General features: G+C 71.6%; 21 protein-coding genes. 11 read left to right on the top strand and 10 right to left on the bottom strand.

The features are described from left to right. Positions 1–94 precede the first annotated feature (94 nt). From ACFYNL_RS03875 to ACFYNL_RS03865, 3 genes are all read left to right on the top strand, one after another. Positions 95–703, top strand: coding sequence for a hypothetical protein (locus ACFYNL_RS03875; protein WP_388795917.1), 609 nt, complete (start codon positions 95–97; stop codon positions 701–703). Between the two features lie 420 nt (positions 704–1,123). Next, positions 1,124–1,690 (top strand): AAA family ATPase, encoded by a 567-nt coding sequence (locus ACFYNL_RS03870; RefSeq protein ID WP_388795915.1) that lies wholly within the window; start codon positions 1,124–1,126, stop codon positions 1,688–1,690. A 70-nt stretch (positions 1,691–1,760) separates the two neighbouring features. Beyond that, positions 1,761–2,024, top strand: coding sequence for a GlsB/YeaQ/YmgE family stress response membrane protein (locus tag ACFYNL_RS03865; RefSeq protein WP_388795912.1), 264 nt, complete (start codon positions 1,761–1,763; stop codon positions 2,022–2,024). Positions 2,025–2,043: 19 nt separating this feature from the next. Here the strand turns inward: ACFYNL_RS03865 and ACFYNL_RS03860 are convergent, their stop codons facing one another. After that, the gene (locus ACFYNL_RS03860; RefSeq protein WP_388795909.1) at positions 2,044–2,982 is read right to left on the bottom strand and encodes an NAD-dependent epimerase/dehydratase family protein; all 939 of its coding nucleotides are present in this window, start codon (positions 2,980–2,982) and stop codon (positions 2,044–2,046) included. Between the two features lie 72 nt (positions 2,983–3,054). Next, a complete protein-coding gene (locus ACFYNL_RS03855) occupies positions 3,055–3,831 on the bottom strand; it encodes a GNAT family N-acetyltransferase (RefSeq protein WP_388795906.1) in 777 nt (258 codons plus the stop codon). A gap of 96 nt (positions 3,832–3,927) precedes the next feature. On the opposite strand from ACFYNL_RS03855, the gene ACFYNL_RS03850 reads away from it, so the two are divergent. Together ACFYNL_RS03850 and ACFYNL_RS03845 are read left to right on the top strand one after the other, a co-directional pair. Continuing rightward, positions 3,928–4,482: a nucleoside deaminase gene (locus ACFYNL_RS03850; protein ID WP_388795903.1), complete on the top strand. Its 555-nt coding sequence runs from the start codon at positions 3,928–3,930 to the stop codon at positions 4,480–4,482. Between the two features lie 49 nt (positions 4,483–4,531). Then, on the top strand, positions 4,532–4,957 hold the full coding sequence (locus ACFYNL_RS03845; protein WP_388795900.1) for a VOC family protein: 426 nt from the start codon (positions 4,532–4,534) through the stop codon (positions 4,955–4,957). A gap of 118 nt (positions 4,958–5,075) precedes the next feature. On the opposite strand, the gene ACFYNL_RS03840 is transcribed toward ACFYNL_RS03845, so the two are convergent. Continuing rightward, positions 5,076–5,930 (bottom strand): GNAT family N-acetyltransferase, encoded by an 855-nt coding sequence (locus ACFYNL_RS03840; RefSeq protein WP_388795898.1) that lies wholly within the window; start codon positions 5,928–5,930, stop codon positions 5,076–5,078. 201 nt (positions 5,931–6,131) lie between these two features. Beyond that, entirely contained in the window at positions 6,132–6,791 is a 660-nt protein-coding gene (locus ACFYNL_RS03835; protein WP_388795895.1) for a chaplin, read from the bottom strand. A gap of 269 nt (positions 6,792–7,060) precedes the next feature. Between ACFYNL_RS03835 and ACFYNL_RS03830 the strand changes: the two genes are divergently transcribed. Both ACFYNL_RS03830 and ACFYNL_RS03825 read left to right on the top strand, forming a co-directional pair. Beyond that, positions 7,061–8,644 (top strand): alpha/beta hydrolase, encoded by a 1,584-nt coding sequence (locus ACFYNL_RS03830; RefSeq protein WP_388795892.1) that lies wholly within the window; start codon positions 7,061–7,063, stop codon positions 8,642–8,644. 71 nt (positions 8,645–8,715) lie between these two features. Then, a complete protein-coding gene (locus ACFYNL_RS03825; protein WP_388795889.1) occupies positions 8,716–9,813 on the top strand; it encodes a chemotaxis protein in 1,098 nt (365 codons plus the stop codon). 32 nt (positions 9,814–9,845) lie between these two features. On the opposite strand, the gene ACFYNL_RS03820 is transcribed toward ACFYNL_RS03825, so the two are convergent. Then, positions 9,846–10,259 carry an SsgA family sporulation/cell division regulator gene (locus ACFYNL_RS03820; RefSeq protein ID WP_388795887.1) on the bottom strand — a complete coding sequence of 138 codons (414 nt, stop codon included), beginning with the start codon at positions 10,257–10,259 and terminating at the stop codon, positions 9,846–9,848. Positions 10,260–10,693: 434 nt separating this feature from the next. Here ACFYNL_RS03820 and ACFYNL_RS03815 point away from each other — a divergent pair, with 434 nt between their 5' ends. Next, entirely contained in the window at positions 10,694–12,124 is a 1,431-nt protein-coding gene (locus ACFYNL_RS03815) for a PP2C family protein-serine/threonine phosphatase (RefSeq protein ID WP_388795884.1), read from the top strand. 181 nt (positions 12,125–12,305) lie between these two features. On the opposite strand, the gene ACFYNL_RS03810 is transcribed toward ACFYNL_RS03815, so the two are convergent. Then, positions 12,306–13,802 carry a hypothetical protein gene (locus ACFYNL_RS03810; protein WP_388795881.1) on the bottom strand — a complete coding sequence of 499 codons (1,497 nt, stop codon included), beginning with the start codon at positions 13,800–13,802 and terminating at the stop codon, positions 12,306–12,308. A 245-nt stretch (positions 13,803–14,047) separates the two neighbouring features. Here ACFYNL_RS03810 and ACFYNL_RS03805 point away from each other — a divergent pair, with 245 nt between their 5' ends. Both ACFYNL_RS03805 and ACFYNL_RS03800 read left to right on the top strand, forming a co-directional pair. Beyond that, positions 14,048–15,190, top strand: a complete 1,143-nt coding sequence (locus tag ACFYNL_RS03805) for an aminoglycoside phosphotransferase family protein (RefSeq protein WP_388795878.1) — start codon at positions 14,048–14,050, stop codon at positions 15,188–15,190. A gap of 262 nt (positions 15,191–15,452) precedes the next feature. Then, positions 15,453–17,420, top strand: a complete 1,968-nt coding sequence (locus ACFYNL_RS03800) for an N-acetylmuramoyl-L-alanine amidase (RefSeq protein ID WP_388795875.1) — start codon at positions 15,453–15,455, stop codon at positions 17,418–17,420. Between the two features lie 18 nt (positions 17,421–17,438). Here the strand turns inward: ACFYNL_RS03800 and ACFYNL_RS03795 are convergent, their stop codons facing one another. Next, the gene (locus ACFYNL_RS03795; protein ID WP_388795872.1) at positions 17,439–19,814 is read right to left on the bottom strand and encodes a glycoside hydrolase N-terminal domain-containing protein; all 2,376 of its coding nucleotides are present in this window, start codon (positions 19,812–19,814) and stop codon (positions 17,439–17,441) included. A gap of 94 nt (positions 19,815–19,908) precedes the next feature. Next, positions 19,909–20,406, bottom strand: a complete 498-nt coding sequence (locus ACFYNL_RS03790) for a hypothetical protein (protein WP_250084667.1) — start codon at positions 20,404–20,406, stop codon at positions 19,909–19,911. A gap of 161 nt (positions 20,407–20,567) precedes the next feature. Between ACFYNL_RS03790 and ACFYNL_RS03785 the strand changes: the two genes are divergently transcribed. Beyond that, positions 20,568–21,491, top strand: a complete 924-nt coding sequence (locus ACFYNL_RS03785) for a phosphotransferase (RefSeq protein WP_388795868.1) — start codon at positions 20,568–20,570, stop codon at positions 21,489–21,491. 13 nt (positions 21,492–21,504) lie between these two features. On the opposite strand, the gene ACFYNL_RS03780 is transcribed toward ACFYNL_RS03785, so the two are convergent. Further along, positions 21,505–22,410: a universal stress protein gene (locus tag ACFYNL_RS03780; RefSeq protein ID WP_388795865.1), complete on the bottom strand. Its 906-nt coding sequence runs from the start codon at positions 22,408–22,410 to the stop codon at positions 21,505–21,507. Between the two features lie 178 nt (positions 22,411–22,588). After that, a complete protein-coding gene (locus ACFYNL_RS03775) occupies positions 22,589–22,834 on the bottom strand; it encodes a DUF397 domain-containing protein (protein ID WP_388795861.1) in 246 nt (81 codons plus the stop codon). Positions 22,835–22,905: the final 71 nt, after the last annotated feature.

Below are 22,905 nucleotides of genomic sequence, written 5' to 3'. Positions count from 1 at the left end.
CGGGCGACTGTTACATGACGTGCGGGGTTCCGTAATGGACGGTCCCTACCTTCGAAAGCGTCGGAACGAACCCCATCGAAGGAACGCCTCACCGATGCGCTTTCCCTGCACCCTGCGCACCGCCCTCGTCGTCACCGGCGTGGCCGCCGCGCTGGCCGGTTCGGTCGCCGCCGCCCTCGCGGCCGGTGCGGCCGCTCGGACCGTCATGTCAGCGGCCCGTCCCCCTCGGGCCGGACGCGTCCATGTGAAGACGGTGAAGCTCGCGGACAGGGTCAGCCGGGCGAAGGTCTTCCGGAGCGGCAAGAACCACCATGAGGCGGAGATATGGGCCGACGGCTCGCGGTGCGGGATCCTGCACGCGCACGGCGGACCCGCGTACGCCCAGAACAACGGTCTGCACGTCACGCTCCGCCCGAACGGCAAGGTCACGTCGCGGTTCGACGGGGCCAGGCCGAAGCCGCGGCCGGTGGGTGTACGCATCCTGGTCGCCGCACCGACGCTCGCGGACGGAGCGACCACGGCGGAGGTCCACAGGCTCACGGCCGACCACCACGAGGCCGACATCCTCGCCGACGGCGCGCGGATCACCACCCTGGTCGCGGAGGGCCGCGCCGCGTACGGCGAGAACGACGGTCTGCACATCACCCTTCAGCCGGACGGGCGGTTGACCTCGTGGATGGAGGACGGTTCAGTCTCCCCTTGAGGTGACGCCCTGCCTCATCGCAGGACCGCGAGTGGAGTGCCAAGGGTCATGTCGTGCAGGGCACGGACGAGTTGGGCGACGCGGACGAGCGCCACGTCGGTGCAGCCGCGGCCCCTTCCCGGGGAGTGACGGCGGCCCGCCCTTCGAGGTGTCCGAGGACCTCCCTCCCCCGCTCTCCCTCCCGCGCTCGTCCGTCCCGATGAGCCGCGGGAGCCCACCCATCCGCGGCTCGAAGAAGGCGAGCAACTCCCGTACGTGTTCCGCACGCAGGGAGGGCGAACGCCGCACGGTCGTCCCGACCCGCACGACCTCGCTGACGGCCCCGCCACCGAGCACCCGCTCCTCCATGCGTACCTCCGTCAATGGGTCACGCGGTTGGAACCCCTCGCCCCGCATGCCCTCATCAGGCACCCTGCCCCTATGGATCAAGCAGAAGTACTGCTCATCGGAGGACGGGCCGGGGTCGGCAAGACCACGGTGGGCTGGGAGGTCTCGGCCCGGCTGAGGGCCGCGCACGTCGCGCACGCCGTGATCGACGGCGACTTCATGGGAGCCGTCCATCCGGCACCGGCCGAGGACCCGGACCGCGCCGCCGTCACCGAGCGGAACCTGACCGCCGTGTGGCGGAACTACGCCGAGTTGGGGTACCGGCGTCTCGTCTACACGAACACCGTCAGCGTGCTCGACGAGGCCGCGCCCATGTTCCGCCGGGCCATGGGACAGGACGTACGGCTCATACGGGTCCTGCTCACCGCCACGGACACGACGGCCGAGCAGCGGCTGACCGGTCGTGAGCTCGGCTCCGAGCTGGAGCACGAGTTGCACAGCAGCGCCCGCAAGGCACGGCTCCTGGACGAACGCGCCCCGGCGGACGTGCTGCGCGTGGTGACCGACGGCCGCACGGTGATCGAGATCGCCACCGAGCTGGTGGCCGCCACCGGGTGGGCCGTGGCCGGTGTACCGAGTCCGGCCCCGGCCACTGGTTGAGCCGGGACCGACTGTCAGCCCCTCCTCGGGGAACCCGAAGAGATGCGGGGACAGGAGGAAGAGGGGCGAAATGGAGATCTCGGGCATCATCAGTGCCATCGTCATCGGCATCGTCATCGGTGTGCTGGGGCGCCTGGTGGTTCCGGGCCGTCAGCGCATCGGAGTTCTGTGGACGATCCTCGTCGGCATCGTGGCCGCACTGATCGGTTCGGCCGTCGCGGCCGGCCTCGACGTGGGCGACACCGACGGCGTCGACTGGGTCGAGTGGCTCATCCAGATCGGCCTCGCCGCACTGGGTGTGGCGGCACTCGACCGGGCGAAGGCGCGCCGCTGACACCGTCCGCGAGCGCCGCTCACACACGCCCCGCGACGGCCCGCAGCGCGGCGAGGCCGTCGCGGACCGAGGCGTGCACGGGCGCCCAGCCGAGTTCTCGCTCCGCCTTCGCCGTGGAGACCCGCAGCGTCGTCGACATCACCGTGTGCGCATACGACATGGGCCTCATCAGCCACAACGGTACGGTCATCGGTTTCGGCAGCCCGAACTCCTCGGCCACGCAGCGGACATGGGAGCCGAAGCCCATGGGAGTGCGGTCCGCGATGTTGTAGGCCTGGCCGGGGCGACCGTGTTCGACGGCGGCGACCACCGCCCGCGCGGCGTCGGTGAGTTCGATCCAGGGCAGCACCCGGCCGTGGTCGGCGGGAACGGGCAACTGCCGTCTGCGCAGCATCCGCACGAGGGCGTCGGTGCCGCCCGAGCCGTAGAACAGGCCGAAGCGCAGCGCGACGCCCTGGAGGCCCGGGGTGCCGAGGGTGAGTCGCTCCTTGGTGCGCATGGCCGCGATGTGGCGTTCCAGCTCCGGGTCGCGGCCGCCCGGGCCGAAGGTGTCGTCCTCGGTGATCTCGTGGTCGCCGTGGTCGCCGTAGCCGTACCCGAAGACCATGGACTCCGCCACGAAGCGCCGGGCGCCGGTGGCCCGCGCGGCCTCGATGAGGTGGGCGGTTCCGTCGGTGCGCAGCGCGTTGGTGGCGTGCATGCCGCGGTGGCGCATGGGCGGCTTGCGCAGCGCGGTCGCGGCGTGGATCACCGTGTCGAAGCGGTGGCCGTCGACGGCACGCAGCAGCGCGTCGCGGTCGGTCAGGTCGGCCTGGATGTCGTTGCGCGGGCCGCGGCCGAGACCGGTGACCCTGTGGCCCGCCGCCCGCAGGGCCCGGGTGAGGTGGACGCCGAGGACGCCACCGGCTCCCGCCAGGAGGATGCTCCGGCTGTCCTGGTTCGGTTGGTTCGTCGTCATGCCCCTGCGACGGATCGGGCGAGGGTGGATGTGACATCCGGGGCCGGGCGATCGACCCCGCGCCGCGCACGGTTACGGCACGTACACGTACGGTGTGGTGGTGGTCAGCGGCGCGAACCCGAGGCGTTCCAGTATGGGGCGGCTCGTGCTCATGGCGTCGACCTGGAGATACCGGTAGCCGCGGTCCATGGCGGCGCGGGCCCGGTGGGCGATGAGGGCACGGTAGATGCCGCGACTGCGCCATCCCTCGACGGTGCCCCCGCCCCACAGCCCGGCGAAGCGGGTGCCGGGCACCAGTTCCATACGAGCCGCGCTCACGGGCGTGTCCCCGGCCAGCGCCACCACGGCGACCACGGTGTCCGGAGCGGCCTCGATACGCGCCAGCAACTGGTGACGCATTCGGGAACTGTCGGTGCCGAACGCCTTCTCATGCACCTCCGCGACCAGTCCGACGCCCTCGGCGTCGGTGACGGCGAGGACGCGGATGCCTTCCGGCGGCGCGGCGTCCAGGTGCAGCGCGGCCACCTCGCCGATCATCAGCGTCTCCTCGGGCCGGGCCGTGAAGCCCGCGCTCCTGAGCCGTCGGCCGAGGTCGACCGGCAGATCGTGCCCGTAGAGCTTCCACTCGAACTCGCGGCCGAGGCCGGTGAAGTGGGTGATCTGCTCGGCGATGGCCGCGTCGGCGTTCGCCCCGTCCAGGTCGGACCACACCACGCCGTTCCATCCGCCTGCGGACGACACCTGGCGGACCACGCGCCCGATCCGCTCCACCCGTGCGTTCGGGCTGTCCGGCTGCGCGCCTCGGCGCATGTCCCGGTCGTACAGGGCGAGTATCGCGGCATGATCCATGGGTTCACTCCAGCACCGGGCCGGATCCACGGCAACGGCTTTACTCGGCCATAGGGTGGGGCAGGGACGATCGCGCCACGAGGAGGCCCGTACGCCATGGTCGTGAAGGATGCCGAACTGCCGTATCTGCGCCGCTGCGTCGAGCTCGCGGCCGAGGCGCTGGAGGCCGGGGACGAGCCGTTCGGTTCCGTTCTGGTGGGGGCGGACGGCGCGGTGCTGGCCGAGGACCACAACCGGGTGGCCGCGGGCGACCGCACCCGCCACCCCGAGTTCGAACTGGCCCGCTGGTCCGCCGCCCGGATGACGCCCGAGGAGCGGGCCGCCGCCACCGTCTACACCTCCGGCGAGCACTGCCCGATGTGCGCGGCCGCCCATGCGTGGGTGGGCCTCGGACGCATCGTGTACGTCGCCTCGTCGGAGCAACTGGCCGGATGGCTGGCGGAGTTGGGGGCGCCCGCCCCGCCGGTGCGAACGCTGCCGGTGCGGGAGGTCGCGCCCGCCGTGACCGTGGACGGTCCGGTGCCCGAGCTCACGGACGAGATCCGCGCGCTGCACGTGCGCTTTCACCGCCGTACGGGCGGGGCCGGTCAGGCTGCGACACGTCCGGATGTCGAGGACACGGCACCGGCTCCGTCCCAGGGGGACCGGTAGCCGAACCCGACCACACGACGAACAGGGAGCCCCCGTGACGATTCAGCGGATGGACAACGTAGGCATCGTCGTCGACGACCTGGAGGCCGCCGTCGCCTTCTTCACCGACCTCGGCATGGAGCTGGAGGGCGAAGCGCGGATCGAGGGGGTCGTGGCGGACCGGATGCTCGGCCTCGACGGCGTCCGCAGCGCCATCGCGATGATGCGCACCCCGGACGGCCACGGCAAGCTGGAGCTGACGCAGTTCCACAACCCCGCGGCGATCAGTGCCGGACCGCCCGACCCTCCGCCCCACACTCTGGGCCTGCACCGTGTCATGTTCGCCGTCGACGACATCGACGACACGATCACCCGTCTGCGCCGCCATGGCGCCGAGCTCCTCGGCGAGGTGGCGCGGTACGAGAACGCCTACCGACTCTGCAATCTCCGCGGCCCCTCGGGGATCATCGTCGCTCTGGCCGAACGGATCGGCTAGGTTCGGACTCTTCGCCAGAACGGCCGGGTGTCTGGGCCGGGCCCGCCGTGACCGGTGAGGGTCGCGCGGATGCGGGCCGTCACGTCCCTCAAGGCCCACCCCCGAGGGCGGACACGGTCTAGCCGAGCTCCAGCGTGGTGACGCCGAAGACGCGCTCCTCGGCGTACGGCCGCACCGGTCCGGTGTACATGCGGGCCGTCTCGAAGGAGGGCGAGAAGCCGGCCTCTTCGGCGAGAGCGACGCCCGCCGGGTTGTTCTGCGGTACGTCGACGGCGACCTGCCTGCCCACCACCTGTGAGGTCAGGGCGGCGAACAGGGCACGCGCGTCCTCGGTGGTGTCGGCGAAGAGCGGGCCGATCCTGGGGCAGTCGTGGCCGGGCCGGATCACGCCGTAGCCGGTGACGCGGTCGCCGGCCCGACGGACCACGGCGTGGCGTCCGGGGCCGGCGAGCCACTGCGTGAGGAAGCGGGGACGGTCGGCCGGGGTGCAGCCGGCGTCGTACGCGATGATGTCCGCGACGTCCTCGGGCCGTACGGCACGGACGTCCGCCGGGAGGTCGCAGGCGGGGGCGGTGCCGGTGAAGCGGGCGGTGCGGTAGGCGAGTTCGAAGCCCGAGCGGCGGTAGTTGTCCTGCTGGGCGACGACCCCGTCCAGTCCGATCGTGCGGTTCCCGGCGTGGGCGAGCGCGGTCTTCCACGTGGTGAGGCCATGGCCGCGGCCGCGCATGTCGGGGCGGACCAGGTAGTGGCCGAGGAAGGCGTAGTCGGTGCCGTAGTTCACGACCGAGATCGCCGAGACGGGCTCACCGTCGATCCGGCCGATGAAGAACCCGTCGGGATCCTGCGCGAAGAACGCCGGTGCGTCGGCGAGCCCGGGATTCCAGCTCTCGTCCGCCGCCCAGTCCTTGATCACCGACCAGTCGTCGAGGCCGGCTCGAGCGATGTCGAGGTCTTCGCGGGCCGGAGAGGCCATGGGTGCGCTCCATTCCTGGTGGGGGGCGTATGCGCGATGGTCGACCGCACCCCAGCATCCTTGCGGATCATCCGGAACGGCGTCAGGCGCGATCAAGCCGTTGCGGCACGTCGAGAGGGAACCGGTGAACGCGTGTGCGCACCGGAAGGGCCCCACCGCCCGCCGCCCGGTGGGGCCCTTCGTGCCGCGCGGAGCGCGGGGTCAGCGCACCGCCTGCGGGCGGAAACGCCGGTACAGGATGGCGCCGCCCAGGACGAGCCCCGTGCCGCCCACCGCGGCGGCGAGCGTGTGGTCCGCTCCCGTCCGGGCGAGGCTGCCCTCGGGTCCGTGCGGGACGTGCACCGGCGGCACCTCCTTCGGCCGCGGGGGGTGGGCCCTGGGCACGGACGGCTTCGGCACGGGCTTCGTCGTCGCGGGAGGGCGGTCGCCCGGCGTGTTCACGGACTCGTTGCCGGTCGCGGGGTTGCCGACGCCGACCACGTTGACCGAATTGCCGCTGACGTTCACCGGCACGTGGACCGGCAGCTGGATCGTGTTCCCGGAGACGACCCCCGGCGAATCCTTTCCGCTTCCCTCGGCCGAGGCCCCGCCCTTCGCGGCGGGCTTCTCCTGCTTGGCGGCACCGTCCTCGTTCGCGCAGCGGTTGCCCGCGGCGGGGTTGAGGAGCCCCACGACGTTCACGGTGTTCCCGCAGACGTTCACCGGGGCGTGCACGGGAAGCTGGATCGTGTTCCCGGAGAGCACCCCCGGCGAGTCGGTCGCGGCACCCTCCGCCGCGGAGTCGGCGAACGCGGGGATCGTCATGGCCATCGCGCCCGAGGCGGCGACGGCGATCACACCGTATCGGGTAACCCGTCTCATAGGTCCCTGCCTTCCACACATGGTCGCGGGCACTCACCCGCACCGGATAAAACGCAGGCGAACCATCCGAGTTATGGCTTATCGGCCATTCACCCCATCGAGCGTCAGGGTTGTCGAACTAGCGGTAAAAACATCCGAGCGGAACGCGGCGGGCAGAGTACGTCGCCCGAGGCGGTCCCGCATCTCGGGAGGCAGGGCGCCCCGGAGCGTGCTTATCGTGAGCGAGGACGCCGCATCCCGGTCCGCGACGGGCGTCCTTGGAGGCATCGATGCTGGCCAAGCTGTCAACGCGGCCCGCGCTGCGGCGCTGCGCGGTCACCGGTGCGGTCGGACTCGCCGTGCTCGGCACCGGGCTGCCTGCGGCCAGGGACGACGCCGAGTCCGACCTCAGCCGCTTCTACGAGCAGAAGATCAGCTGGGCGAAGTGCCCGGGTGAGGGCCTGCCCGAGGATCTGCAGTGCGGCAAGATCACCGTCCCCCTCGACTACGCCCACCCGCGCGAGGGGACCCTGGATCTGGCGCTCGCCCGCTACCGGGCCACCGGCGAGAAGCAGGGCTCGGTGCTGCTGAACTTCGGCGGGCCGGGCGGCGCCGGCGTACCCGAGTTCATGTCGGGCGGCAAGGAGTTCATGGAGCTGACGGACGGCTACGACATCGTGACCTTCGATCCGCGCGGTGTCGGCCGATCCTCGCCGGTCAGCTGCGGGGACGTCGAGGAGAACGTCGACCTCCCGGACGACGGCACGGAACTCGACCGCGATCCGCGCCACGTCCTCGACCAGTTGCAGCAGGCGGCCGACGCCTGCGCCCGGCACTCCGGGCCGGTGCTCCGGCACATCGGCACGGTCGACGCCTCCCGGGACATGGACGTGATGCGCGCGGCCCTGGGCGACAAGAAGCTCAACTACCTCGGCTTCTCCTACGGCACGCGGCTCGGCGCGGTGTACGCCGCGCAATTCCCGGACAAGGTGGGCCGGTTGGTGCTCGACGGCGTGGACACGCTGACCGAACCGCTCACCGAGCAGGGGGTCGCGGGCGCGAAGGGGCAGCAGCAGGCGCTGGACGAGTTCATCGACTGGTGCGTGAAGGACATCGCCTGCCCGTTCGGGACGGACGCGCGCGAGGCCAGGAAGGAGGTCGTACGGCTGGTCGACTCGCTGGACGAGGACCCGGTGCCGTCGGCCTTCGGTGAGCCGTTCACCGGACAGGACCTCGTGGGAGCCATCGGACAGGCGCTCTACAGCGAGGAGTTGTGGCCCTCCCTGGAGCGCGCCCTCGCCTCGCTGGTCGAGGACGGAGACACACACGCCATCGAGTCCTTCGCCTCCGGCGGGGCCGCGCCGGGGCGCCGGGAGGAGACCGAGGACCCGGACGGGAGTCTGGTCGACGAGGAGGACGTCCCCCTCGACAACCCGCCCGCGGCGCTGATGGCGATCAACTGCGCGGACGATCCCGACCGCCCCACCGCCGACCGGATCATCCGCAATCTGGACCGGCTGCGCGCCGAGTACGAGGCGGCGTCACCGGTCTTCGGCCCGTACCGGCTGACCGGGGTGCTGATGTGCTACGGCCGCCCCAGGGGCACGGACTTCATCCGTGACGAGGTCAAGGACGTGGACACGCCGAAGATGCTCCTCGTCGGAACCCGCGGCGACCCGGCGACGCCGTACCGCTGGACCGTGCAGACGGCGGACCGGCTCGGCTCCTCCGCCGTGGTCCTGGACAACAGAAGCAGTGGTCACACGGGATACGGCTCCTCCAAGTGCGTGCACCGCAAGGTCGACGCCTTCCTGCTGTACGGCACCCTGCCGGCCGATGGCAGCTCGTGCGGCCCGGAGGACGACCGGGAGTAGGTGCGGGCCGGTTCAGGGGGTGCCGGATTGCCCCTAATGCCCGATCGGTGAATCGGTCCTATCGTGCTGTTATGGAGCACGCACTCAGTCCCACGACCCTCTCCGAGCTGCGGCGCCCGCGCCCCTATCCGGCGGTGTCCGTGCTGACGCCGACGCATCGCCGGGAGCCCTATCGAGCCCAGGACCAGGTCCGGCTGCGCAATGTCGTGGCCGAGGCCAAGAAGCAACTGGAGGCTGATCCGTCGGTCACCCGGGAGCGTCGGGTGGACGTCGAGCGACAGCTCGACCAGGCCCTGGCCGAGGTCGATCTCACGTACGCCGAGGACGGCCTGGCGATCTTCGCCGCCCCGGGTGAGCACCAGGTGTGGTCGCTCGCCCGCACGGTGCCCGAGCGTGTGGTGCTCTCGGACACCTTCCTGACCCGCAACCTCGTCTCCGCGCACGCCGCCGAGCGACCGTTCTGGGTGCTGTCGGTCTCCGCCGACCGCGTCACGCTGTGGAACGGCAGCCCGGACCGCGTCACGGAGGCCAGGGTCGGCGGCTTCCCGCGGACCAGACGCATCGAGAACTTCGACGCCGAGCGCCAGGAGCGGATCGGCAACATCCCGAGCACCTTCAACGACGAGGACACCCGGCACTTCCTGCGCGACGCCGACCTCGCACTGCGCGAACTCATGCGCGACGACCCACGGCCGCTGTACCTCACCGGGGCACCGGAGGCGCTGGCCGTGCTGGACGAGCTCGGCAGCGTCACCAAGGACGCACGGCGCGTCCCGCACGGCGGGCTCGCGCACGGCGTGGCGGCCTCGGTGTGGCAGGCGGTGCTGCCGCAGGTCGCCGATCAGGACCGGCGCGACACCGCCGCGGTGACGCGGGAACTCGAATCCGCGCGCGGCCGCAAGGCGTTCGCCGCCGGGGTCGACGAGGTGTGGCGCAGCGCCCGCGAGGGCCGGATCCGGCTGCTGGCGGTCGAGGAGAACTATCGGGCGACCGTGCGGGGCGAGGACGGCGATCATCTGATCCCCGCCGAGAGCGGCGATCTCGACGCCCGCGAGGACATCGTGGACGAGATCGTCGAGCAGTGCCTGGAGACCGGCGCGCAGGTCCGCTTCGTACCGGACGGCACGCTGGGCGACGCCCAGGGCATCGCGGGCGTGCTGCGGTACTGACGCCACGGCGGCGAGGAGGCGCGGGCTTCGCCTCACACACCGTCGAAGAGCGCGCTGAGGCCGCGCTCGACGACCTCACCTAGGTCCTCCTCGCCGGCCGCGACCACGGCGTAGGTCCGCAGCAGGAAACGGTCGAGGGCGGGAGTGTCGAACCGGAGCAGGGCCATGCCGTGGGGCGAGTGCAGCTCCATGGCCGTCTGCCCCGGTCCGCACGGCCGGATGTGCACGTCCCCCGCCCCGGCGGGCCCGCACAACCCCGTCTCCAGCAGACTGCGGGCGAAGGTCCAGGTGGCACCGCTACCGTCGAGGGAGACCTCGCCCGGGAAGTCGATGTGCACCGCCAGCGGGTCCGTGGAGGCGTACCGCAGCCGGGCGGCAACGGGGAGTTCGCGCTCCTCGGCGGTGATCAGACGGGCACGGGCGGGCTGCTCGAGGGCGATGTCCATGGGCGTCTCCCCTGCGGTTCGTCGGACGGTTTTGCCGCTGTGCCTTTTACGAGCCCGCAGAAGCCGTTTGCATTACACCCGAGCGCCATCCAATTGTGTGAGGTACATCACTCCTCGGCGGTGCAACCGTTCCGTCGGCGCGCGGCTGCAGTGATCACCACAAGCTTTTAGAACACACTGCCGTCGAACACTCGAATGAGCGCGAGGCGATCGGCCCGGTCGGGCGCCAAATCACGTACGCCGCCTACGACTTGAGCCCTGGGCGACATACCGCATCGGCGCGAGGCGGACCCTCCGTGAAGACTCTGGCATATGCCGGACGCACCACCGTATCGGGTGTTGCCAAATCCCTTACAGGGCGTCGCGGGCTGTGCAAGAGTCGTAACGGTCCTTCCGTCAGCCTTGGTCGTACCGTCCCCGCATCGGAGTGCGTCATGCCGCCCCATCTCTCTGCGGACCGCCCCGCCGCACAGCCGCCCGGACGCGGCTCGGTCGACGCGCTCATATCGCAGACGCGACGACTCAAGGGCGAGGTCGACGCCGTACGCAGGGACACGCACAGCGACGACACGGACCCGCGGGAGCGTTGGCAGCGGGCGGTGTACGACCTCGCGCTGCACCAGCTCGACGACCTCGACGAGCACCTGGCCCAGCTGCGGGACGGCCCCGCCCTCGCCACCCCGCGAGCCGCGGCCCCGCCGGCGGAGTCGGCCGTCCCGCCCGCCGCCCGGCGCGGCTCGCTGCTCAGCCGGGTCGGCAGCGCGGAGTGGAACCTGCTGACGGACGAGGCCAGTTGGTCGGGGGAGCTCTACCAGATCCTCGGGCGGGACCCCGACGCCGCGCCGCTCACCCTCGACGAGCTGCCGTCCCTGGTGCTCGACGAGGACCGGTCGACGCTGACGGCGATGGTCACCGGCTGTCTGATCGACGCCAAGCCCATCGACGGGGAGTTCCGCATCGTGCGGCCGGACGGCGAGGTCCGGACCGTGCACATGATGGGCGAGCCCGTGCTCGACACTGACGGCAGTACCGCCTCCATGTGGGCCGTACTGCGGGACGTCAGCGAACTGCGCCGATGCCGGCGCGCGGTGAGCGAGACCCGTGACTCGCTGCGGCGCCACCGGCACGAGGAGCAGACCGAGCACCGGCTCGCGGTCGAGCTGCAGGAGGCCGTGCTGCCGCCGTGGCGCGGCTCCCTGCGGCTCCCGCATCGAGGCCCCGAGGCGCTGGACCTGGCAGCCCGCTACCTGCCCTCCGCGACGAGCGCGCTGATCGGCGGCGACTGGTACGACGCCCTCGAACTGGCCGACGGGGAAACCCTGTTGAGCGTGGGCGACCTCACAGGGCACGGTGTCGCCGTGACCTCGGGCATGGCGACCCTGCTGGGCGCCGTACGGGGCATGGCCATGGCGGGCACCCAGCCGGGCCAACTCCTTTCCTGGCTGAACCAGTTGCTCGACGCCACCGTCCAGCCGGCCCTGGGCAGCGCCGTCTGCTGCCGCTACCGCCCCGCGTCCCGCACCCTGACCTGGGCACAGGCCGGACACCCCGCCCCACTGCTGTTCCGCGGCGGGACGGGGCGCAGGCTGAGCGCACCGGACGGCGTCCTGCTCGGCGCCGTCTCGGGAGCCGTCTACGCACAGGCCGAGGAGGCCCTTGAGGTGGACGACCTGCTGCTGCTGCACACCGACGGACTGGTGCCGGAGCACAGCGGCGCGGACTGCGCGAACCGCCTCCTGGACCTCGCCCCGCGTTTCGGCGAGGCGGACACCGCACAGGACTGCGTACGGCTGATCATCGAGGTGTTCGGTGAGAGCGAGCGCGAGGACGACGCCTGCGTGCTCGTGGCCAGGGTGACGTCCTAGGCCTGGTAGTCACCAGGCCGGGTGCAGTCAACGTCCTGGTGGTCAAGGGAACCGGTTACTCACAACGGTCGGGCGGGGCGCACATCTCCCCTGTTCCTGCACATGCTTCCGTTCCTGCACATGCTTCCGTTCCTGTACGTGCATCCGTTCCTGTACGTGCTCCTGTTCCTGTGCCGGCGCCCTATGCCTGTGCCCTGTTGCCGCCGCCCGGCTTCCTCGCCCTGGGCAGCGCCGACTCGATCTCCTCCCGCAGTTCGTGGATCTTCGGGTAGCTGGAGTACTCGGCGGTGAGCCGGTACATCTGGCGCAGCCGGTCCCAGGTACGACCGGAGGAGTTCGCGCCCATCGACATCAGGGCCAGCCGTGCGTACCGGTCCGCCTGTTCGGGGTCGTCCGCGATGAAGCAGGCGGACGCCATGGACAGATGGTCGAAGATCTTCGACCGCTCCCTGCCGTCGTTGCGCAGGGCCAGGGCCTTCTCCGCGTAGTGCTGGGCGTGCACGGCCGCTCCCGGCTCGAACTCGGCCAGCGTGCGGTAGGCCAGGGCCTGCATGCCGTACAGATCCTCGTCCTTGAAGGTCTGCATCCAGCTCGGCGACGGCACGTCGCTCTTGTCGGAGACGAAGAGGTCCTCCGCCTGGCCGAGGGTGCGACGCATGGCCTGGCCCTTGCCCATCGACGCCTGCGCCCAGGCCTCGATGGTGTGGAACATGGCCTTGGTACGCGGCAGCAACTGGTCGCCGGAGCCGGACTGGGCCAGTTTCATCAGGTCGAGTGCGTCGTCGGGCCGGCCGAGGTGCACCATCTGGCGAGCCGCTCTGGAGAGCGCCTCCCCGGCGCGGGGCCGGTCGCCGCCCTCTCGGGCCGCGTGGGCGGCGATGACGAAGTACTTCTGTGCCGTGGGCTCCAGGCCGACGTCGTGCGACATCCAGCCCGCGAGGACGGCGAGGTTGGCGGCGACGCCCCACAGGCGCCGCTGGAGATGTTCGGGGTGACGGTAGGCGAGCATGCCGCCCACTTCGTTGAGTTGTCCTACGACTGCCTTGCGCTGCAGCCCGCCGCCGCGGGCCGCGTCCCAGGCCCGGAACACCTCGACCGAGCGCTCCAGTTCCTCGATCTCCTGCGACCCGATGGGGGCCGCCTCGTAGCGGTCGAACCCGGCGGGGTCGGCGTGCAGAGGGTCGTCGAACTGGGGGGCGTCGGCCTTGAGGGCCGGGTCGGTGCGCAGCCAGTCGTGCATGGCGCTGCTGAGTGCGGATCCCGCGGCGAGCGCGGCGCCCGCGCCCACCAAGCCGCGTCGGTTGAGCATGAGGTCCATTCCCGTGAATTCGGTGAGGACCGCGGCGGTCCGTTCGGGCGCCCACGGCACACCGTCGGGATGCTCCACATTCCCGGCGTCCTGCCGTTTCCCCGTACGCCCGTGCCGGACCAGACCGAGGTCCTCGATGGTCACGACACGGCCGAGACGCTCGGTGAACAGGGCTGCCAGCACCCTCGGCACCGGATCGCGCGGGATCTCTCCCATGTCGATCCACCGCCGCACCCGCGAGGTGTCGGTCGCCAGCTGGGGGTGGCCCATGGCCGCCGCCTGCCGGTTGACCAGCCTCGCGAGTTCGCCCTTGGACCAGCCGGCCAGGCCGAACAGGTCCGCCAGGCGGGTGTTGGGTTCTCCGCTCACGTCAAGCCCCCAGGTTCTCGGCTGAGTTGACAGTAGCCCGGTGAGAGTTGCCCCGGGACTATTCGCCAGGGTTCGCCAGGGTGCGCCAGATGGTGTGCCACTGGGCATCGGGTGTCAGGTAGGAACGCGCCACCCCGACCCGGTCGCCCTCCAGCTACGGCTGGTGCATTCCCCAGGGTGCACCTGGGCGGCCGGATCGGGCAGCGCTTTGACGTCGCAGGCACACGAAGGGATCTGTCTCTCCCATGTACGCAGCATCGTCCTCCGTGTCCGCCCCGCCCCGGTCGCTGCACCCCCGTCCGACGGGCGGCGGCCCCTACCTCGCCCCCGCGCGGACGGCGGGCACGCCCGTGCTCGGTGCGGGCCGGACGCCGCGTCCCGCGGGGCTCGGCACCCAACCGCTCAGCGGGAGACTCGACTTGTCCGGCCCCCAGGGCGCCCAGCTGCGTACGGCGATCGCGTCGGTGCACCGGATCTGCCCGGAGTTCGCCCCGGTGCAGGTACTGCGCCGCAGCGGGCGGTCCGTACTCCTGGTCGGCACGACCGGGCGCAGCACGGCCGTCGCCAAGTGTTTACTCGACCACTCCCCCGTGTGGGCCGAGCGGACCCGCCACGAGATAGCGGCATACCGCTCGTTCGTCCGGCACCGCCCTCCGGTGCGTGTGCCGAGACTGATCGCAGCGGATCCGGACAACTGCACACTGGTCATCGAGCGGATGGCGGGACGGGTGGCGGCACTTCAGCGGCACCCCTTGGAGACCCCGCCGCGTGCGGACATCAGGGCGGCGCTCGGCGCGATCTGCCGGCTCAACAGCTGGCGTCCGCCGGCGGGCACCTTCGACGCACCGCTCGACTACGCCGCCCGGATCTCCCGGTACCACGAGCTGGGGTTGCTCACCGACCGGGACATGGGCGATCTGCAGAAGCTGCTGCACGGCATCGCGGCGACCGCGGGCCGCCAGGGCATGGGCCAGTTCTGCCACGGCGACGCACTGCTTGCGAACATCCTGCTCTCACCAGCCGGTCCAGTGCTGGTGGACTGGGAGCACGCGGGCTGGTACCTGCCGGGCTACGACCTGGCGACGCTGTGGTCGGTGCTCGGGGACGCACCGGTCGCGCGGCGGCAGATCAGTCAGATCGCCCAGTCGGCGGGCCCCGCCTCGCGGGACGCCTTCCTGGTGAACCTGATGCTCGTGCTGACCCGTGAGATCCGTACCTACGAGACGGCCGTGCAGCGTTCGATGCACGACACGACCCCGGCGGCACCGGGTCAGGCCCACCCGGGTGCTGCGCCGTCCGGCGAGGAACAGCGGCTGCTGCTGCGGCGGCTGCACGACGACTGCCAGCTGGCCCGCCGGGCCGTGCGTGCGGCGGTCGGCACTCGCTGACGGGGACGGTGGCCCGCGGTGCGCCGGAAACAACGGCGCACCGCGGGCCTTCGTATGCCCGCCCGCGGACCCTCCACCGGGGTACGCCACTGATGCCCCGCAGGCCCGGGCGGCGCCATCGCGAAACTCCCGGGAGACCCCGCTTGACGAGGGATCACCCCGGCCTCTTGGCATGATTGACGGATCGTCGGACAGCCGGTAGCACTGACGCACGCCCGGCCACCGCACGGCTCATCGCTACCGACCGTCCCAGGAGGCTGCCATGCGAGGATCCGTCACCGCCCCCGGCAGAGCGGTCGGGCGCACCCACGGCCGGGGCGCCGTCCGCGCGGTGGCCTCGGTGGCGCTGCTGCTGCCGCTGCTGGGTGCGGCCCCGTCCGACTCCGACACCTCGGCGGACCGCCTGCAGTCGGCCTTCTCCTCCGCCGCCACCCGGTACCACGTGCCGGAGAGCGTCCTGCTCGGCGTCTCCTATCTGCAGTCCCGTTGGGACGCGCACGACGGGGCGCCCAGCGTGACCGGCGGCTACGGCCCGATGCACCTCACCGACGCCCGCACGGCCCTCGCGCGGGCCACGCCGCATCACAGCGAGGGCTCGGAGGACCCGCGGGGCGACAGTGCCCGCCCGCCCCTGGCCCCACAGGGACGGCTGCCGGAGCCCTCCCGGCTCCCGGCCCGCCTCAGGACCCTGCCGAGGGCGGCCGAGCTGACCGGGCTGAGTCCGCGGCAGCTGCGTACGGACCCGGCCGCCAACGTGGCCGGCGGCGCCGCCCTGCTCGCCGCCGCGCAGAATGAGCTGGGCCGGCCGCTGAGCGACGACCCGGCGGACTGGTACGGCGCGGTGGCCCGCTTCTCCGGCGCCGACGACACCGCGACGGCGGCGGCGTACGCGAACGACGTCTACGACGTGCTGCGCACCGGCCACAAGCGCCTGACCGACACGGGCCAGCGGATCGCCCTGGCCGCCCGGCCCGACCTCGCCCCCGACACCGGGCAGTTGCGGCGGGCCGGACTGCGCGACGCCGACGCCGCCGGGACCGAGTGCCCGCCGACGGTGTCCTGCGAGTGGATCCCAGCGCCCTACGAGCAGTTCGGGGACGGTGACTACGGCAACCACGACCTCGCCGACCGCCCTGCCTCCCAGAGCATCGAGTACATCGTGGTCCATGACACGGAGGGCGCATGGGAGGGGGTCCTGAAGATGGTCCAGGACCCGGCCTATGTGTCGTGGCAGTACTCGCTGCGTTCGACGGACGGTCACATCGCCCAGCACGTGAAGGCCAAGGACGTGGCCTGGCACGCGGGCAACTGGTATGTCAACGCCAAGTCGATCGGCCTGGAGCACGAGGGTTTCCTGGCGCAGCCGGACGCCTGGTACACGGAGGCGATGTACCGGTCCTCGGCACGCCTGGTGACCTACCTCGCCGAGAAGTACGACATCCCGCTGGACCGGCAGCACATCCTCGGTCATGACACCGTGCCCGGCCCGACCGCGTCGACGGTCCGCGGGATGCACACCGACCCGGGCCCGTACTGGGACTGGCGGCACTACTTCGAGTTGCTCGGCCGTCCCCTCGTCCCCACGGCGGGCCCGGACGGCGGTCTGGTGACGATCCGCCCCGACTACGCCACCAACCGGCCCGGGTACACGGGCTGCGTCACCGCCGGCCGGCCCTGCCCGGCCCACGGTTCGAGCGCGGTGCGGCTGTACTCCGGGCCGGGCGAGTCCTACCCGCTGATCAAGGACATCGGTCTGGGCAGCACCCCGTCCACGGGGGTGAACGACCTGTCGTCGCGGGTCTCGACGGGTCAGCAGTACGCGGTCGCGGGCCGGGACGGCGACTGGACGGCGATCTGGTACCTCGGCCAGAAGGCGTGGTTCAGGAACCCGCAGAAGAACCCGACCGCGGTCGACGCGAAGGGCCTCGTGGTGACGCCCAAGGAGGGGCTCACGTCCGTCCCGGTGTACGGGCGCGCCTACCCGGAGGCAGCGGCGTATCCGGCCGACGTCCCCGTCCAGGCGGTGTCGCCGCTGCCGTACACCGTGCCCGCGGGGCAGAGGTACGCGGTGGGCGACAAGCGGCCGGGCGAGTACTACTACGCCGTGACGTTCGACGAGGACGCGCACCGGGTCGTGGTCGGCGAGGACGAGTACTACCAGATCCAGTTCGGGCACCGGGTGGCGTTCGTGCGGGCGGCGGACATGCGGGTGGTGCCGTCGGGATCGTGACGGCACCACCGCGAGACGTCAGTCCTGTCTCTGCCAGATGTGACGCCGCCCGGACACGGCTTTGAAGGTCAGCGTGCCGTTGTCGAACAGATCGCTGCGTACGGTGAGTTCGCGGGTGCGGGTCGCCGTCAGGGCGATGCGGGTCGCCCGGCCGTCCGCCCACTCGATGTCGAGGGTGGCGCCGCCGCGGGCGCGCAGGCCGCGCACCGAGCCGGCCGGCCAGACGGCGGGCAGGGCGGGAAGCACCTCGATGACGTCGTGCTGGCTCTGCAGGAGCATCTCCACGATGCCGGACGTCGCTCCGAAGTTGCCGTCGATCTGGAACGGCGGGTGGGTGTCCCAGAGGTTGGGAAGAGTCGAGGACCTGAGTTGTTCACGGAGCATCTTGTGAGCGTGGTCGCCGTCGCGCAGCCGGGCCCAGAAGTTGATCTTCCATGCCTTGGACCAGCCGGTGCCGCCGTCGCCGCGTGCCCTCAGGGACACCTCGGCGGCCTTCGCCCACGCGCTGCCGGGTTCGATCTGCCGGCCGGGGTGCAGGGCGAACAGATGGGAGACATGGCGATGGGTGTCGCCGGTGTCGTCCATGTCCTCCTTCCATTCCTGGAGTTGTCCCCAGGAGCCGATGCGCAGTCCCGGGTCGAGCCTCTTCAGCGTCTCCTCGACGCGGCGGCGGAATGCGGGTGAGTCGCCCAGGATCCCGGCCGCTTCGAGGGTGTTGGTGAGCAGATCGTGGACGATCTGCTGCGACATGGCCGCGCCCGCCGTGAAGTCGCCGTGCTCGGGCGAGTAACTGGGGGTTACCACCAGGGTTCCGTCGCGCGGGTCGGTGCGCAGGTTGTCGAGCCAGAACTCGGTGGCCTCCTTCATCACCGGGTACGCGGTGGTGCGCAGGTAGTGGGTGGAACCGCCGAACCGGTAGTGCTCGTAGAGCTGCTGGGTGAGCCATGCGGCCGCCTCGGGGAACCAGAACGCGGTCGCCCAGTCGTGCACCCCGGTGAAGCCGTAGGGGTTGGTCTCGTTGTGCACGACCCAGCCGCGCGAGCCGAACATCTGCTGTGCCGTACGGCGGCCGGGAGCGCGCAGGGCTTCGACGAAGCGGTCGTAGGGCTGGGTCGTCTCGGCGAGGTTCGCGGCCTCCGCGGGCCAGTAGTTCATCTGGATGTTGATGTTGGTGTGGTAGTCGGCGGACCAGGGCGGGGTGGTGCTGTTGTTCCACAGCCCCTGGAGGTTGGCGGGCAGGGAGCCGGGGCGTGAGGAGGCGATGAGCAGATAGCGGCCGTACTGGAAGTAGAGGGCTTCCAGGGCTCGGTCGGCCGGGCTCGTCCCGCCGCTGTAGGTGGCCAGCAGCCGGTCTGTGGGTACGTCCGCGGGGAGTTTCTGGCCGATGTCGAGGGCGACGCGGCCGAACAGGGCGCGGTGGTCGCGGACGTGCCGGGCGAGCAGTGTCCCGTAGCGTTCGCCGGCCGCTCGCTGCACGGCTCGACCGACGGCGGTGCGGGGGTCCGGGCCCCGGTAGTCGGGGTAGGTGTCCGCGTAGTCGGTGCCCGCGGCCAGCACGAACCATGCGCTGTCCGCGCCGGTCACGGTGATCGTGCCGTCGGCGCCGGACGTCACGGTGCCGCCCTTGCTGCGCACCCTTACCCGCGTCTCGAAACGCAGCCCGTTGTCGGCGAGGGCGCCCCGCACGGTGAGGGTTCCGTCGTCCGCGGTGGCGGTGTGGTCGGAGCGCGGCGAGGTGTACCGCAGGGTGAAGGCGACGCTGCCGGGCCGGTCGGCGGCGAGCCGGCCCACGATCACGCCGTCGGGGGCGGAGGCGAAGAAGTCCCGCTGGTGGCGGACGCCTTGGTGGGTGTAGACGACCGAGGCGACGGCGTTGTCGAGGTCGAGTTCGCGGCGGTAGTCGGGCGGGGTCGTCGTCGGCGCGCCGGGCAGGTCGAGACGGAGGTTGCCGAAGGTCTGGTGGGCGCCGTAGCCGATCCTCGGCTGGCCGAGCCGGGCGGCCACGGACTCGGGGTCCAGGGAGGTCCGCGCGGCGAGGTCGTCCTGTACCGCGCGGACCGCGTCCGGGCGGGGCGCACGCCAGTTGCCGTGGTCGTAGCCCTGCGCGGAGCCGGGGCCGCCGGTCCAGAGGGTCTTCTCGTTGAACTGAAGCCGTTCGCAGGCGAGGGTGCCGAAGACGGTGGCGCCGAGTGCGCCGTTGCCGATGGGGAGCGCCTCGCGCTCCCAGTCCGAGGCAGGGGCGCCGTACCAGAGGACGGATGTCCAGGGTGATACATCGGATGAATCAGCGATGGCTGCTTCCGTCGCCCCGCCACTCAGGGCAAGCCCTCCTGCTCCTCCGGCGGCTGCTTTTAACGTCGTTCTCCGAGTGATCCCATGAGACTCATACGACATGACCCTCGACGCTAGAGATCCGATGACTCTGCGGCAAGGGTCATGACAACACGAACATCGCCCTCGTCCGGTCGAGGGCGCCCGCGCGGCGGGTTCAGCCCTGCTGGAAGAGCTCCGCCGGGAGCGGCTTGAGGAGGGCGTACAGGTCGTCGGTGATGGGGCGGTCCCAGGCTGCGATGGTGACCAGGACATTGTCGCTGCGGTCGAACTGTACGCAGGAGATCCGGCTCTCGGAGAGCTTCAGCCGACGCACGATCAGGAGGTTGTCGCCCTGCATCACCGGCACGTCCTCGCTGCCGACGACGGTGACCTCCTCGTCGTTCTCCAGGGCCAGCAGCAGCTGCGCGACCTCGAACGGGATCTCGCCCTCGGCGACCTCGCGGGCCGGTGACCCCTCGGGAAGGTTGCCGATGATCATCGCGGGGCCGCGGCCGCCGAAGAGGTCGTAACGCAGGAAGACGCCCTGGCAACTGCCGTCGGGGGCGGGCAGCAGCCCGGCACCCAGGTTGCCGGGCCAGTCGCCCGGGTCCATGGCCAGAACGTCGAAGTCGGGCCCGGCGGGCGTGGCACTGCGGCGGCGGAGGAACGACATGTCGCCATGGTACGTGGCCGGGGGTGTTCCATGACGTGCGGGCATCGGTTGGAGGACCGCTCCCCGGCCCGGGGGAACGGGCACTCGGGCGCCCCCGTCGGGCCGCCGGGCGCCGGGAAATTCCCTTGCCGGCGGCAGCCTGCCGTCCTACGGTCCCGATCATGCTGCCCCTGGTGGAAACAGACGAGGAATGGGACGCCGTCGTCCCCGACGAGACGGTGATGCGCCCCGGAGCGGAGGACCTGTGCGCCCGCCTCGGAGTCGGCGGCCTGCCGCTGGCGCGCTTCCCGGAGGGCTCGCAACCGGTCTACGCCGTGGGCGACGAGCACGTCCTCAAGCTGTTCCCTTCGGCGGCCGCACGGGACGGCGAGGCCGAGGGGCGCGTCCTGACGCACGTCCAGGGGCTGCTGCCGGTACCGACTCCGCACGTGCGCGACACCGGCACGTACGAGAACGGCTGGCGGTACGTCCTGATGTCCCGGCTGCGCGGTGAGAACCTGGCCGGCGCCTGGGACCGCATCCCGTCCGCCGACCGTGAGCGGCTGGTCACCGAGATCGGTGAGGCCCTCGCCGTGCTGCACGGGCTCGACGCCACGCCGCTCGACGACGTCCTGGGCCCGGGAGACTGGGGCGCCTTCGTGGACCGGCAGCGGGCCGGGGCCGTGGCGCAGCAGCACGGACACGGGTTGTCCGCCGCCTGGCTGGAGCAGATCCCCGACTTCCTCGCCTCGGTGCCGCTGCCCCGGGCTCCGCGGGGTTCGCTGCTGCACACCGAGGTCATGCGGCAGCACTTCCTCGTCGATCCCGACGGCTGGCGGCTGACCGGCCTGTTCGACTTCGAGCCCGCCATGATCGGGGACCGGGCGTACGACTTCGTCGGGGTGGGCCTGTTCGTCACCCGCGGCGACACGCGGCTGCTGGCCCGTCTCACCAAGTCGTACGGCATGTCCGTCGACCCGGCCGAGATGCTCGCGTACACCTTGCTGCACGTGTACAGCAATCTCCCGTGGTACTTGAGGGAGCTGGGAGCACCTGCCGACGGCACGCTGCCGTCCCTGGCCGAGGCCTGGTTCGGTACCGGCTGACCTGCTCGGGCCGTCACTCCTGCGGCGGCGCCGGCGGCACCACCGCCACCGGGCTCGCGGCGTGCAGCAGGACCGCCTGCGCCACCGTGCCCATCATGCGGGCGGGGGCCAGCAGGCGGCGCCGGTGACGGCCCACCACGACCAGGTGTGCGTCCTTCGACGCGGCCACCAGATGGCCGGCGGCGTCGCCGGGGACGACGTACGGTTCGGCGTGGACCTCCGGGTGCCGTGCCCGGTGCGGGGCGAGGAAGCCCTCGGCGAGGACGCGGGTGTCCTGCTCGACGGCGTCCTGGTCCACGGCCGGCGGCATGATCTGGGCGGGGGCCGCCGTCCAGATGTGCGCGGGCCACGGGTAGGCGGCGACGACCTGGAGCCAGGCGCCGCGCAGGGCGGCCTGGGTGAAGGCGAAGGCCAGCGTGGCCTCGTCGGGGCTGTCGACCTGAAGCCCGACCACGACGCGCGGCCCCGGCTCGACCGGCACGTCCTCGGGTACCTGACGTCCCGGCTTGGGCACCACGACGACCGGGCACTGCGCGTCGCGTGCGGCGGCCATACCGGTCGAGCCGAGCAGCAGGCCGGCGAAGCCGCCGCGCCCCCGGGATCCGAGCACCAACAGCTCCGCTTCGGCGCCCAGTTCGGCCAACATCGCACCGGGCGCGCCCTCAAGGGCGACGTACCGCAGCTCCGGCCGTTCGACCCGTCCCGCCAGATACCGGCCTACGTGGTCGAGCACCGGGTCGTCCTCCGGTACGGGTCGTCCCGCGGGCAGCACGCCGGGCCTGGCCCAGGCGGGGAACTGCTGCACATGGACCACTCGCAGCGGCGCCCCGAGCACCAGGGCTGTGTCGAAGGCCCAGTCCAGGGCGACCAGGCTGTCGTCGGAGCCATCGACCGCCACGATGACCGGCAGGGTGCTCATGGGTTCCTCACCTCCGGAGTACGACCTTGCCCCTCCCGTCGCCAGCCTCGCTCAGGCGTCGACCCCAGGGGGGTTCTGCGGTCGCGTGTCCGGAAAAACGCGCGGAACACACCCGGATCGGCCGGGCGGTGGCGGTCGGCGCGCGGGCCCCGCCCGCCGGCCCACCTGTGGCCGCGTCTCACGTCAGGTCGAACTCGCCCTCCCGCGCGTTCGACACGAAGGCACCCCATTCGGCGGGTGTGAAGATCAGGGACGGGCTCTGTGGGCGGTCGCTGTTGCGCATCGCGATGAATCCCTCGACAAAGGCGATCTGGACATCGCCCAGGCCGCGACTGCTCGAGTGCCAGTCGGCGTTGCTGAGGTCCAGCTCCGGCTTGTCCCAGCCCGTGAGCGGCTGCTGCTGGATGGTGGTGCTCTCGGCCACGTCCGTGCTCCTCCCGGTTCGTCGTCCGCGGCCAGCCTAGCGATCGGTTCCGGGTGTCGACAGGCCACGCG

It is taken from the genome of Streptomyces sp. NPDC007808 (genome assembly GCF_042868655.1).
Lineage (GTDB): Bacteria > Actinomycetota > Actinomycetes > Streptomycetales > Streptomycetaceae > Streptomyces.
This window is presented reverse-complemented; position numbering and strand designations above follow the sequence as displayed.